The sequence below is a fragment of the Pseudoalteromonas sp. SaAl2 genome, assembly GCF_052947895.1.
Genome location: NZ_CM129605.1, coordinates 207,545 through 221,363 on the forward strand (window position 1 = coordinate 207,545; position 13,819 = coordinate 221,363).

10 protein-coding genes and 2 pseudogenes are annotated in these 13,819 nt (G+C 35.5%); all 12 read left to right on the top strand.

Annotation, left to right across the window (positions count from 1 at the left end; genetic code table 11):
* Window positions 1-84 precede the first annotated feature (84 nt).
* The 12 genes and pseudogenes from ACU8V8_RS00980 to galU all read left to right on the top strand — a co-directional run bounded on the left by ACU8V8_RS00980 (window position 85) and on the right by galU (window position 13,661).
* The gene (locus ACU8V8_RS00980; RefSeq protein ID WP_446888531.1) at window positions 85-1,098 is read left to right on the top strand and encodes an EpsG family protein; all 1,014 of its coding nucleotides are present in this window, start codon (window positions 85-87) and stop codon (window positions 1,096-1,098) included.
* Between the two features lie 120 nt (window positions 1,099-1,218).
* Window positions 1,219-2,063, top strand: a pseudogene (locus ACU8V8_RS00985) (ATP-grasp fold amidoligase family protein).
* A 6-nt stretch (window positions 2,064-2,069) separates the two neighbouring features.
* On the top strand, window positions 2,070-3,137 hold the full coding sequence (locus ACU8V8_RS00990; protein ID WP_446888532.1) for a glycosyltransferase: 1,068 nt from the start codon (window positions 2,070-2,072) through the stop codon (window positions 3,135-3,137).
* Between the two features lie 239 nt (window positions 3,138-3,376).
* Window positions 3,377-4,270 carry a glycosyltransferase gene (locus ACU8V8_RS00995; RefSeq protein WP_446888533.1) on the top strand — a complete coding sequence of 298 codons (894 nt, stop codon included), beginning with the start codon at window positions 3,377-3,379 and terminating at the stop codon, window positions 4,268-4,270.
* Between the two features lie 395 nt (window positions 4,271-4,665).
* Window positions 4,666-5,421: a glycosyltransferase family 2 protein gene (locus ACU8V8_RS01000; protein WP_446888534.1), complete on the top strand. Its 756-nt coding sequence runs from the start codon at window positions 4,666-4,668 to the stop codon at window positions 5,419-5,421.
* A pseudogene (locus ACU8V8_RS01005) lies at window positions 5,411-6,357 on the top strand (UDP-glucose 4-epimerase family protein). Before ACU8V8_RS01000 ends, ACU8V8_RS01005 begins: the two are co-directional and overlap by 11 nt.
* A gap of 11 nt (window positions 6,358-6,368) precedes the next feature.
* A complete protein-coding gene (locus ACU8V8_RS01010; protein ID WP_446888535.1) occupies window positions 6,369-6,917 on the top strand; it encodes a sugar transferase in 549 nt (182 codons plus the stop codon).
* A 122-nt stretch (window positions 6,918-7,039) separates the two neighbouring features.
* Window positions 7,040-7,387, top strand: a complete 348-nt coding sequence (locus ACU8V8_RS01015) for a four helix bundle protein (protein ID WP_446888536.1) — start codon at window positions 7,040-7,042, stop codon at window positions 7,385-7,387.
* Window positions 7,388-7,625: 238 nt separating this feature from the next.
* A complete protein-coding gene (locus ACU8V8_RS01020; protein ID WP_446888537.1) occupies window positions 7,626-9,575 on the top strand; it encodes a polysaccharide biosynthesis protein in 1,950 nt (649 codons plus the stop codon).
* Between the two features lie 318 nt (window positions 9,576-9,893).
* Complete coding sequence (locus ACU8V8_RS01025) at window positions 9,894-11,060, top strand: nucleotide sugar dehydrogenase (RefSeq protein WP_446888538.1); 1,167 nt, start codon at window positions 9,894-9,896, stop codon at window positions 11,058-11,060.
* Between the two features lie 473 nt (window positions 11,061-11,533).
* Window positions 11,534-12,541 carry an NAD-dependent epimerase gene (locus ACU8V8_RS01030; protein WP_446888539.1) on the top strand — a complete coding sequence of 336 codons (1,008 nt, stop codon included), beginning with the start codon at window positions 11,534-11,536 and terminating at the stop codon, window positions 12,539-12,541.
* Between the two features lie 208 nt (window positions 12,542-12,749).
* Entirely contained in the window at window positions 12,750-13,661 is a 912-nt protein-coding gene (gene galU, locus ACU8V8_RS01035) for a UTP--glucose-1-phosphate uridylyltransferase GalU (RefSeq protein WP_446888540.1), read from the top strand.
* Window positions 13,662-13,819 lie beyond the last annotated feature (158 nt).

The following is a 13,819-nucleotide window of genomic DNA, read 5'->3' on the forward strand; positions in this document are numbered from 1 at the left end:
TAATTTAAAAATCAAGGTTGATTTACATGAAAGAAATATCTTGTGTGAGAGATGGTTAATATAATGTTTATAGAGGTTTAATTGGTGCTGTATTTTTATGTACTATCATTTTTGTTTTTACTTGGGGCTTTGCTTCCAGTAAAGCGACAAACAGCTTGTTTGGTCGTTAGTTTTTTCGTTTTATTTATACTTTCAGCTTTTCGTGAAACAAGTGTCGGTACAGATACATTAAATTATTTAAATCTATATCACATTATTGAAAATCATGGCTGGCAGCGAGATTACATAGAACCTGCATGGATATTACTAAATGATATTGTAGCATTTATTTGGGGAGATTACCGTTATTTGATGGTGCTTTCTAGTCTAATAATACTGGTTCCATTATTTGTTTTTGCTAAAAAATATAGCCCTAACCCCATGTTAACTATCTCATTGTACTACCTTTTATATTTTTATTTTGTAGCATGGAACATAACAAGGCAGTCAGTTAGCTTGGTTATAGTACTATTTGGTGTTGCCTTTTTATTAAAAAATAAAAAGTTACTATTTATCTCTTTTGTTTTATTTGCTTCTCTTTTTCATGTTTCGGCTTTAATAGCTTTAATACTATTAGCTGTTAATAGGGTGCCAACGAATAAGACTATTTTAATTGCTTATGTTTTTATGGCTATGTTTATTGGTATTGTTGGTACTGATATTGTACTAAAGTTAATCGGTTATACGTCTTATGCTAAATATTTAGCGAGGTATGAAATTGGTAATGTACTTGGTAATTTCGCTTTTTTATTAATATTCAATTGTTTTTTCGTATTTATTACTCTTACAACACCCAAGGTAACAATTGAGTATAAATTGTATTTTTTATTTTTGATACTTTTAAACGTGACTATGAGAATGCCTTTTGGCGATAGAGCCATAATGTATTTTTCTATATATCAGGTGTTTTTCTATCCTTATTATTTAAGGAGCTTAACGTTTATGAATGAAAAGCTAGTAGCATCAATGCTTGTTGTTTTATTTGCTTACATATTGTTTTTCCGAGAGATAAGTACAGGATCCGGTGGAGTATTTCCATATTTAAATATACTGTTTTAAGCCTGTTTATCTTATAAGTGATTGCCAAATTAACGTGATTTTTGCGAGTGAAAAATTAGGAAGTGAATTTTGAAGTTATACAAAAAAGTTAGAAGTTGTTTATATCGTAATTCAACCATATTGAGGCGTATCTGGTTTTATTGGAGCTTTTATAAAAATAATGGATATTTTTTATCATTAAGTAACCCAGTAACTTATAACGAAAAAGTAAACCTTAGAAAATCTAGCCCTAGCAATCCGCTTTTTTCGGTTTGTTCTGATAAATTAGCAGTTAAAGGTTATTTAGCTGAAAATGGTTTTTCTGATATTGTAATTGATAACTACTTTGAAGGAACTCATATTGGTGTTGATGAATTACAAAATATCATTAATAAACATGGTGATGTTTTAGTTAAAGCAAACCATAACTCAGGCCCTGTTTTTATTGCAAAATCTGAGCATACGCCTGAGCAACTTAGCAATATTTGTGAGAATGTTAATAAACAACTAAATATTGACTATGGCTTCTTGAAGGATGAACCTTGGTACAGTGAAATAGAACGTAAAGTTTTAGTTGAAAAACGTTTAATGCCAGAAGATGGTGATACAGACCTCAAGGATTATAAGTTTCATGTGTTTAAGCAACTTGACGGCAGTATGAAAACTATTTTACATATAGATTTTGATAGAAATACTTTCCATAATCGCTCTTTTTTGATGAGAAATTAAATTGGTTACCGTTTTCAATTAAATATTATTCTATTACTACATCAATAACTAAGCCCAATAATTATGAGCGTATGCTTGAAATAGTAAAGACCTTAGCCGAGCCTTTCTCTTACGCAAGGGTCGATTTGTATAACATTGATGGTGAAATATATTTTGGTGAGATCACTTTTGCCCCTGGTTCAGGTTCTTCTCCTTTTACTTCTAAGTTTTATGACGGATGGATGGGAAGTTTATGGCAACTAGATGCAAGGGGGTGATTAAACATGACACAAAAAAATAAAAATATCACCTTTTTTATCTCGTCTTTGGCAGGAGGCGGAGCTGAGAAAGTATGTGTTAATTTAGCTAATGGGCTCTCTCAGCTTGGTTGGAATGTTACACTGTTAGTTCTGAATAATCATAACGCAGTTTATGAAGATAAACTTAATAGCAATGTAAAATATGTTGTTTTGAATGTCAATCATATTAGGCATTCTATACTACCTGTATACAGGTACTTTAAAGCAAATAATGTAAAGAAAGTGATTGCATTTAATTATGATGTATCACTTGTTTTAATTTTGATAAGAAAAATGTTTTTTATTAAATTTAGCTTGATATCCCGTAATGTAAACTCTCTGTCAAATAAAGTAAAAGATACATCAAGCTCACTCCGCGCCAAATTACTTTCACGCTTAACAATTAGATTGTATAGCCAAGTAGACCATGTTGTGAATCAATGTAAAGCCATGGAAGATGATTTACTTCGAGTATTACCTAAGTTAAATAAAAAAACATCTGTTATTTACAATCCTGTGAGTAAGGAATTTGAGCGATTTGCGATTGATGTAGCTGAAAAAAAACATGTTAATGGCGAATACCTATTATGTGTGGGCAGGCTAGAAAAGCAAAAAGCATTTCATCGTATTATACAAGGGTTTGCTTTAATTAGTGATGAATATCCAGCGCTTATTTTAAAGATTGTAGGGGAAGGAAGTTTGTTACCTGAATTGATGAGTGAAGCTGAAAGCTTAGGGTTGACAGAAAGGATTTGCTTTGAAAGTTTTAATAATAATATTATTCCTTATTACTGTAATGCAAGAGCAACGGTGTTAACCTCATTATATGAGGGGTTTCCTAATGTACTTATTGAATCAATTACGTTGGGTACTCCTGTTGTGTCTTATGATTGTGTAAGTGGTCCCAGTGAAATAGTTATTCCAGGTGTTAATGGTGAGTTAGTTAAATCAAATAGCGTAGAAGGTCTCGCTATAGGATTAAAAAAAGTTCTCGATAATAAAGATAAATATAATGAAGTTAATATAAAAAAAAACAGCAGAGCGATTTTATAATAATGGGGTGATACGTAAATGGGATGATGTTTTGTTTCGACTGCCTTAAAGTACTCTTATTAAATATTGTTGTTACACAAGCTTACATTATCTAAATATTTTTCCTTAATCTAGGTGTTCTGGTGGTTGTGATATTTTTGTTAATAAGTGCTTAGGCTTTATTTTTAATACTATAAAAGCTTAAGCGTATACAAAGTTATATTTAGATTTTTTTGTATAGTGAATGGTTTTGGTGAAATATGAATAGAAAACAAGTAGTAATTGGCAATTTTGGTGAGCATGGGAAAGGGAATTGTGGACAGACAATTAAAACAAATGTGATATTTAAGTTGCTGCAAGAAGAATCAAAAGAGGATGTTTTATCTTTTAATACATATTCGTTATTGAGCTCTCCCCTTAAAATTTTAAGTTTAATTTATACAATAATTAGATATAAAAAATTCGTGGTTTTGCCCGCTCAACGTGCTTTGCCTATATTGGCTGTTTTATTTTACATACTTAATAAAGAAGCTAAATATATTGTTATAGGGGGGTGGTTACCTGAGTTTTTAGATGGCACTAGTAAGGTGATAAAAAACTCTGTTGCAAAGCAGTTCGAATTGTTTGTTGAAACAAAAAATATGCGAGAGAAGCTTAAAAGTATAGGTGTGTCTAGCAAGGTGTTACCAAACTTTAAACGTTTTAGTAAATTATCTCATCAATCCGTAATGAGAATGAAATGCGATAGAAGGGGCGAAACAAAGTTTGTTTATATGAGTCGCGTTATAAAAGCTAAAGGGTGTCTTGATGCAATGAGGGCTTTATATGAAACTGCTTTGATTTATAAAAATGAAAAATTTATTTTTGATATCTATGGCGGGATAAATGATGATTTTAATGATGAGTTTTATTCTACCTTAAATTCATCATTAACAAATAACTTAACGATAAACTATATGGGTTTTGTTTCTCCAGATGTAGTGCAAGAGAAACTACTGAATTATGATTTCTTTTTATTTCCAACATATTATGAAGGTGAGGGTTTCCCCGGGTGTCTGGTAGATGCTTTTTCTGCTGGAGTTCCTGTAATAGCAAGTGATTGGCGCTATAACAATGAAATAGTTAACCATGAAAAAAAATGGTTTTTTATATAAAAGTAGAAGTATAGATGAATTAGTTAATATATTAAAGAGTCTACAAAATATACCGGAGTATGAATATGAGAAGTTGGTTGAAGCTTGCTTGAATGACTCATTGGCTTTTCATGAAGATAATGTGAAAGTTACCATGAAAGAGTACTCTATTATATAGTAACTAATAATGAGTTTTTTATTAGTTGTGTGTGTTTTAATAGCGCAAAAGCAATAAAATAATATTTGGCAATAGTGATGTGTAATAAGTGGTCTGTTTTTCTTGTGTTTAGATTCCTAAAATTAAAGTTAGATAGGTTTTTAGTCTCTAAACCTGTTGTTGTTAATTTATTCGTTTGCATTTTTAAGGATGTTTGAAAATATGTTTTTTTACCAAAGTATAAGTTTAAAGGAATAATATGAACAGCGTTGTAAATTTAACTACAGTTATAACTCCTGTATATAATTCTGAAAAATATATTAAAAGGGTTGTGGAGTGTGTACAACAACAGACTGTACAGGTTTTAGAACATATTTTAATAGACGATGGATCAAGTGATTCATCTGTTGCTATATTGGATGAATTAGCCAAAGTATATCCTAATGTAATTATTTTAAAGCAAAGTAATGCTGGGGCTGGTAAAGCAAGAAATGCAGGTATTGCAATTGCTAAAGGGAAATATATAGCCTTTTTAGATGCTGATGATTTATGGGGAAGTAAAAAACTTGAAAATCAAATAAGCTTTATGGAACGCACAAGATGTGATTTTTCATATAGTGATTATTTTAAAGTCACAGGTGAAGGACTAAAAGAGCTAGTAGTAACGCCACACACTGTTCATTATAATGAATTACTTATCAACTGCTCGATTGGTTGTTTAACTGCTGTATATAATCAAGATTCCTTGGGGAAATTGTATATGTCAGATATTAGACAAGGCCAAGATTGGTCGCTTTGGCTTAAAATAACTCGATTAGGTATTGTTGCATATCGTAGTCCCGAATGTGATGCTTATTATACTGTTAGTAAAGACTCGCTTTCGAGCTTTAAACTTAAAAAATTAATCAATATGTTCAAGATTTATAGGTATAGTGAGAAATTATCGATAATCAAATCATTATGGTTTCTTAGTCGTCACTCAGTTAATAGATTGAGGAAATTTTTTGAAAAATAAGATTCTAATTACTGGGTTTAGCGGTTTTGTAGGCAGTAATCTGCTTAAAGTCTTAAAAGATAAATATCAATTAAATTTATTAGGTCGTAAAAACTCTCAAATAAGCGCTGTCTATCATCATAATATAGATGAGCACGCCTCTTATGGCAAAGCTCTTGTCGATGTTCAAGTTGTGATTCATTGTGCTGCAAGAGTTCATATTATGGATGATTGCTCAATAGATCCTTTAAAAGAGTTTCGTGCTATTAATACGCAAGGAAACCACTCAACCTTGCTCGTCAATCTGCAGAAGCCGGTGTTAAGCGTTTTATATTCCTAAGTTCAATAAAAGTTAACGGCGAGAGGACTAAACCAGGCTCACCTTATAAGTACAGCGATGTACGCCAACCTGAAGATCCATATGGTATATCTAAAAGTGAGGCTGAAATTGCCTTGCTAGAATTAGGTCAGCAAACAGGTATGGAAATTGTGATTATACGCCCACCACTTGTTTATGGTGAAGGTGTTAAAGCAAATTTTGCATCATTAATGCGTTTTACAGGTAAAGGTTTACCATTACCGTTTAGAGCAATACAAAGCAACAAGCGTAGTTTAGTATCAGTTTATAACTTGGCTGATTTAATTAAAGTATGTATTGAGCACCCTAAAGCAGCTAATCAAGTGTTTTTAGCAAGTGACGATCATGACTTATCAACATCTGAAATGGTTGCATTAATGGCTAAAGTACAAGGTAAGAAAAACTTGGCATTACCAGTGCCTGTTTGGTGCTTTAAATTAGCTGGTAAATTACTTAATAAAAACGATGTCATTGACAGGCTAACCGGCTCTCTTCAATTAGATATTACTCATACAAAAAATACCCTTGATTGGGCTCCGCCTTATTCAGTTGAACACGGTTTCAAACTAGCTGCTAAAAAACCTCAAAAAAATAATTAATGGATTTATAAATGATACGTTTACTCGACTTTTTGTTTTCACTATTTGGTTTATTATTTGCCTTACCATTTTTAGTGATTTTATACATTATTGGTTTGTTTGACACAGGCTCACCTATCTTTACTCAAGAGCGAGTTGGCCGTGATAAAAAACCATTCACTCTTGTAAAATTTAGAACAATGACAGTTGATACTGCATCTGTCGCTAGCCACCTGGCAAGCACTGCATCAATAACTCCTTTCGGTGGTTTTTTACGTAAAACAAAGCTAGATGAACTACCACAACTTTGGAATGTACTAAAAGGTGAAATGAGCTTAGTTGGCCCTCGCCCAGGTTTATTTAATCAAGAAGAATTAACAGCTGCGCGTGATGCTAAAAAGGTATTTGCTGTGCGCCCTGGCATCACCGGGCTTGCCCAAGTTAACGAAATTGATATGTCTACTCCTGAGTTACTTGCTAAAACAGACCGTGAAATGATAGATACGCTTACCATTGGTAACTATTTTAAATATATATTAATGACAGTAACCGGCAGTGGTAGTGGGGATCGGGTTAAGTAAAAGATTCTAGGGAAGAGCTAAGTTTCGAGCCGTCAGCCGTCAGCCGTCAGATCACAGAGGTTATTTGCTTTTTAATTGTTTTGTACCTATAAGGTTTTAAAACACTTTAAAAAGAGCAAGTAATGAATTTCGAAAAGTTAGAAGTATGGAAGCGCGCCGCACGATTGAGTGCTGATGTATATAAAAAGACAGCATACCTTAAAGATTTTGGTTTTAGGGATCAATTAACACGCTCCAGCCTATCAGTGCCTAGTAATATAGCGGAGGGGATGACTCGTGAAAGCAATAAAGAGCGGCTTAGATTTTTAGACATATCTAGATCTTCTTTAGCGGAAGCTAGAACACAGATTTATATTGGTATAGACATTAGTTATATAGATAAAAATATAGGCGCCCAGTGGATAAATGAAACCATTGAGTTATCAAAAATGTTGACAGCCCTCAAGGCAAAAATAAAATTTGATAGCTGATAGCTGATAGCTGATAGCTGATAGCTGATAGCTGATAGCTGATAGCTGATAGCTGATAGCTGATAGCTGATAGCTGATAGCTGATAGCTGATAGCTGATAGCTGATAGCTGATAGCTGATAGCTGATAGCTGATAGCCCCCCCGCTTTTTATAAGCTATAATTCATAAAATTTTAACAATTAAAGAGCTAGAATAGTTTTTTAATTTTGAATCAACGGTACAAAAAAAGGAACTTGTTGTGGATAGTTTTATCCGGTCTATTTTAAATGCTCCGCGGGCTAAAAAACGCGCTATTACCTTATTTATTGACTCCCTGTTTATTGCGGCTGCTTTTTGGTTGGCTTTAATTGTGCGCTTAGATAGCTTAGCGCCTTTTTATGAAATAGGTAATTGGTTGCTACTCGCAATACTTATACCTACAGGTTTATACGCATTTATTTGTTTAGGCTTGTACAGGGCGGTACTTAGGTATATGAACTCACAAGCTTTGTGGGCCATTGTACTAGGTACTTTTATTACCACAATTGCCTTAGTGCTGCTTTCGTTTTTTGTTGGTATAACTATTCCTCGAACAATGCCATTTATATTTGCTTGGTTATGTTTATTAACTGTGGGTGGCTCACGTATTTTAGTGCGTGCCATGATCGGTAGAATGGCTACGGTTAATAAAGAGTCGGTTATTATTTATGGTGCAGGCTCTGCAGGTCGCCAACTTGCTACAGCTTTGGGTGCAGGACCTGAGTATTATGTACGCGCATTTATAGATGATGATGAAACAAAGCAAGGCTCAATAGTACAAGGTGTACCAGTAATTAGTTTTAAAGGCATTTACGAGTTAATTAATAAAGGTAAAGCGACTAAAGTGCTGTTGGCATTACCTAGTGCCAGTCGCTCACGTCGTAAAGAGGTGTTAGCCCAACTTGAACCGCTCAGCATTAAAGTACTCTCAATCCCCGGTATGGCAGATGTAGTTGAGGGTAAAGCTAAGCTATCTGAATTTAGAGATGTCGAAATTGAAGATTTACTAGGCCGTGACCCTGTTACGCCAAAGCCCGAGCTAATGAAAGCGAATATTGCTGATAAAATAGTAATGGTAACTGGCGCTGGCGGGTCTATAGGCTCAGAGCTTTGTAGGCAAATAGTTAAACAAAAGCCAAGTAAACTAGTGTTGTTTGAAATCTCAGAGTTTGGTTTATACTCAATCGAAAAAGAGCTCAACGAGTTTATTGTTAGTAATCAGCTTGATATAGAGTTGGTGCCTATTATGGGGTCGGTTCAGCGTATAAACCGGATTGAAACTGTAATGATTGCCTTTGGTGTGCAAACCGTTTATCACGCCGCAGCATATAAACATGTGCCATTAGTTGAGCATAATGTGGTAGAGGGCGTGCGTAATAATGTGTTTGGTACATACTATGCTGCAAAAGCGGCGGTTAATGCCGGGGTTGAAACCTTTGTATTAATATCTACCGACAAAGCGGTACGCCCAACTAATGTTATGGGCGCTACTAAGCGTATGGCTGAGCTTGTATTACAAGGCCTCGCACAAAAGAAAGGTATTAAACACCGAACTCGTTTTTGTATGGTACGTTTTGGTAATGTGTTGGGCTCATCTGGCTCGGTTGTGCCTTTATTCAGAAGGCAAATACAAGAAGGCGGGCCAATAACGCTAACTCACCCAGACATCACCCGTTTTTTTATGACCATACCTGAAGCGGCACAGCTTGTTATTCAAGCAGGGTCAATGGGTAAAGGTGGTGATGTATTTGTGCTCGATATGGGCGAATCGGTTAAAATAAAAGATTTAGCATCAAAAATGGTGCGCCTATCTGGTTTTGAAATTAAAGATGAAAACAACCCCCATGGTGATATTGTAATAAAGTGCACCGGCCTTCGCCCTGGTGAAAAACTATATGAAGAGTTACTTATTGGCGATAACGTGGGTGAAACAACTCATGAGCGCATCATGACCGCAAGCGAAGTAATGTTACCGTTTGCTGAGCTAAATGTGTTTTTAGAGGCGCTTGATATTGCTTGTCATAATTTTGACCATGAAACCATTCGCCAGTTATTATTAGACGCACCAACAGGTTTTAACCCAACTGACGGTATTTGTGATTTGGTATGGAATGCTAAAAAGCTATTACCAGATGACGGTAAGCAAAAAGTAGTGAATATTAAGAGTTAAAGAGTAAAGGTGCTAGGCGAAAGGTTAAATAGAAATGAATAGGTGTTAGGAAAGTGACTAGGAGCTAGGTTAAAGGTTTTTCATAGCCCACAGCCCGTGCCTTACTTCTCTTGGTGCAAATAGATGTTTTAAAGTGATTATTCACAAAGAGGTAAAGAGACGCTGGGCTTAAGAGGAAAATAATAAGATTTATGTCTTCTCATTTACCCTCATTGTCTTCTCTTTGTGCAAATTACTGTTACTAAATAAATAGCTGTGGTTCTGAGAATGATCGCTCAGTGCTAGGAAGCAAAATATAGAAATTAAAGGAATCAAGAAATGAAAATAGCAGTGGTTGGTACTGGCTATGTAGGCCTCTCTAACGCCATGTTACTTGCGCAAAATAATAAAGTTGTTGCGTTAGATATAGATGAGCAAAAAGTTGCTCTTTTAAAAAGTAAGCAGTCTCCTATTGTAGATGTTGAAATTAGTGACTTTTTACAAAATAAACAGCTTAATTTTACCGCTACAACTAACAAAGAGTCAGCATTAGTTGGCGCTGAATTTGTTATTATTGCTACACCTACCGATTACGATCCAGAAACCAACTATTTTAATACCAATAGTGTTGAGTCGGTTATTAAAGATGTAATAAAAATAAACCCTACGGCCACTATGGTGATTAAATCGACAGTGCCAGTTGGTTACACTCAATCGGTTAAAGAAAAGTTTGGCACTGACAATATCATATTTTCGCCAGAGTTTTTACGTGAAGGTAAAGCATTGCATGATAATTTGTATCCATCTCGCATTATTGTAGGTGAGCAAAGTGAGCGTGCGCAAACGTTTGCCAATTTACTTGCTCAAGGTGCAATAAAGCAAGATATTGAGATTTTGTTTACTGACTCAACCGAAGCTGAGGCCATTAAGCTATTCTCTAATACTTACCTTGCTATGCGGGTAGCTTATTTTAATGAACTTGATAGCTACGCTGAAAGCCATGGCTTAAATGCAAAGCAAATTATACAAGGTGTTAGTTTAGACCCACGTATTGGCAATCATTATAATAATCCATCATTTGGTTATGGTGGTTATTGCTTACCTAAAGACACCAAGCAATTATTAGCTAACTATAAAGATGTACCTAATAATATGATTGGCGCAATAGTTGATGCTAATACTACTCGTAAAGACTTTATTGCTGATTCAATTATTAATCGCAACCCTAAAGTAGTGGGTGTATACCGTTTAGTAATGAAAACGGGCTCTGATAATTTTAGAGCCTCTGCAATTCAAGGAATTATGAAGCGCATAAAAGCGAAAGGTATTGAAGTGGTTATTTATGAACCTGCGTTACAAGAAGATGCATTTTTTAACTCTCGCGTAATGAAAGATCTTAATGAATTTAAACAGCTTGCTGATGTGATCGTATCAAACCGTATGGCTGAAGAGCTTAGCGATGTTGCTGATAAAGTGTATACACGCGACTTATTTGGTAGTGATTAGGCGCTAGGTGTATTCATAGCTCGCCAGTTGTTACCCACTGCTCGTGGCATTTCTTCTCGGTGTAGCGAAGCGCCTCGGTGCCCTCGGTGGTAAAATTGTTTTAAGTGATTTATTCACCACAGAGAACACTGAGATCACAGAGGAAAAGATTAAAGACGGAAAGTGAAAGAGCAAAGGGGCTAGGTGTCTAGCTTTTGTGGGAACAGGCTTTAGCCGTGATTGTTTTTTAGTTATGTGCTCCAAACCAATCGGCGCTAAAGCGCTCTCTTACGATATAAAGGTGCTAGGATTTAGAAGTCTTTTTAGCTCGTGGCTCGTAGCTTTCATTGTGTCATATTTTATAATTTGTAGAACCTAGAACCTAGAACCTAGAACCTAGAACCTAGAACCTAGAACCTAGAACCTAGAACCTAGAACCTAGAACCTAGAACCTAGAACCTAGAACCTAGAACCTAAAATTTAAAAGGATTAACATGAAGTACTTAGTAACCGGTGCCGCTGGTTTTATTGGCGCAGCAACTTGCTTAAAACTATTAGCAGCAAACCATACTGTTGTGGGTATTGATAATTTAAATGACTATTATGATGTAAATTTAAAATTGGCTCGCTTAAATCAGTTTAAAGACCATCCTGAATTTACCTTTATTAAAATGGATATCGCTGAACGTCCAGCAATGACTGAGCTTTTTGCAAGTGAGCAATTTGATCGCGTTATTCATTTAGCTGCACAAGCGGGTGTACGTTACTCAATTGAGAACCCTGATGCTTACGCTGATTCTAATCTTGTAGGTCATTTAAACGTACTAGAGGGCTGCCGCCATAATAACGTACAGCATTTAGTGTATGCCTCTTCAAGCTCTGTGTATGGTTTAAATGAAAAAACACCATTTGAAACAACGGATAGTGTTGATCACCCAGTATCATTTTATGCGGCAACTAAAAAAGCTAATGAATTAATGGCGCACAGCTATTCTCATTTATATAACTTACCAACAACTGGCTTACGCTTTTTTACTGTTTATGGCCCGTGGGGTCGCCCAGATATGGCACCGTATATTTTCACTAAAAAAATACTGGCTGGGGATACAATTGATATAAATAATAATGGCGATATGTGGCGTGATTTTACTTACATAGACGATATTGTTGAAGGAGTAGTACGAGCTGCTGAAGTTGTGCCTGAGCGAAATGATTCATGGAAAGTTGAAACAGGCTCACCAGCATCAAGCTCAGCGCCATTTAAAGTTTATAATATTGGCCATGGTAGCCCGATTAATTTAATGGAATTTATTTCGTCGATTGAGTCTGCTTTGAGCATAGAAGCTAAAAAGAACTTCCGCGAAATGCAAGCTGGTGATGTGTACAAAACCTATGCTGATACCCAAGATTTATTTAAAGCGACTGGATATACACCCGAAGTAGGGGTTGAACAGGGCGTGAAAGCACTAATTGAGTGGTATAAAGAGTTTTATAATAAATAAAAGCGCTTAGTAAAAAATATAAGTTGAATGGTTGTAGGTTTAAGTATTATTAGGCCTGTTATGATAGTAAATTGTTTTTATTTACTCTTATTGGGCAAATAGTTTTATAATTTGACTAGAACCTAGAACTCATTCACTTCCTATAAATCTTCATACTGATAATTTAAACTTAAATTGAATTAATAAAAACTTGAATAAAGGACTAATAATGAAAGCTGTAATCCCTGTAGCTGGCCTTGGCACTCGTATGCTACCAATGACCAAAGCAATTCCAAAAGAAATGCTACCACTGGTGGATAAACCACTTATTCAATATATCGTTAATGAATGTGTTGCTGCAGGCATTAAAGAAATCGTATTAGTGACGCACAACTCAAAAAATGCTATTGAAAACCATTTTGATACTAGTTACGAGCTAGAAGCAACACTTGAAAAGCGTGTTAAACGCACCTTACTTGAAGAAGTACGCTCAATTTGCCCGGTTGATGTAACTATTATGAGCGTTCGCCAAGGCGAAGCTAAAGGCTTAGGCCATGCGATATTATGTGCTAAACCAATCGTTGGTGATGACGACTTTGTGGTTGTATTGCCTGATGTAATTTTAGATGCATACACAGCTGACCAAAAAACTGAAAACTTAGCGGCAATGATCAAACGTTTTAATGACGTTAAAGCAAGTCAAATTATGCTTGAGCCAGTTGCACAGCAAGATGTGAGCAAATATGGTATTGCTGATATTGATGGTGCTGTAATTGGTGCGGGCGAAAGTGCAAAAATCAAAACTATGGTAGAAAAGCCAAACACTGAGGATGCACCGTCTAATTTAGCGGTTGTTGGTCGCTATGTGCTATCTAAAGCTATTTGGCAATTACTGGCTAAAACCCCTGTGGGTGCAGGTGGTGAGGTTCAACTTACCGATGCTATTGATATGCTAATGGAAAAAGAAACGGTTGAGGCGTTTCACATGAGCGGGAACTCTCACGATTGTGGTGATAAGCTAGGTTATTTAAAAGCGATTGTTGAATACAGCATGCGGGATGAAAACTTAGGAACTGACTTTACAAATTTTGTGTCTGAGTTAGTTAAGCCAAAAGAAAAGAGTCACTTAAAAGCAGTGTAAGTTTAGCTTTGACGCGGCTGTATGCCGCGTTGATTTTAAGTGATTTATTCACAAAGAGGTTAAGAGACGCTGCGCTGATGAGGATACTAAAGGTTCTAGGGAAGAGAACGTTACTAGGTTCTAGGTGTATTGATAGCGCACCGCCTGTAGCTCGTTGT

Bases quoted from the DNA above. Each gene is read 5' to 3' on its own strand.
- ACU8V8_RS00995 (WP_446888533.1), top strand. From the start codon at position 3,377: ATGAATAGAAAACAAGTAGTAATTGGCAATTTTGGTGAGCATGGGAAA.
- ACU8V8_RS01010 (WP_446888535.1), top strand. From the start codon at position 6,369: ATGATACGTTTACTCGACTTTTTGTTTTCACTATTTGGTTTATTATTT.
- ACU8V8_RS01025 (WP_446888538.1), top strand. From the start codon at position 9,894: ATGAAAATAGCAGTGGTTGGTACTGGCTATGTAGGCCTCTCTAACGCC.
- ACU8V8_RS00990 (WP_446888532.1), top strand. From the start codon at position 2,070: ATGACACAAAAAAATAAAAATATCACCTTTTTTATCTCGTCTTTGGCA.
- ACU8V8_RS01015 (WP_446888536.1), top strand. From the start codon at position 7,040: ATGAATTTCGAAAAGTTAGAAGTATGGAAGCGCGCCGCACGATTGAGT.
- ACU8V8_RS01000 (WP_446888534.1), top strand. From the start codon at position 4,666: ATGAACAGCGTTGTAAATTTAACTACAGTTATAACTCCTGTATATAAT.
- galU (WP_446888540.1), top strand. From the start codon at position 12,750: ATGAAAGCTGTAATCCCTGTAGCTGGCCTTGGCACTCGTATGCTACCA.
- ACU8V8_RS01030 (WP_446888539.1), top strand. From the start codon at position 11,534: ATGAAGTACTTAGTAACCGGTGCCGCTGGTTTTATTGGCGCAGCAACT.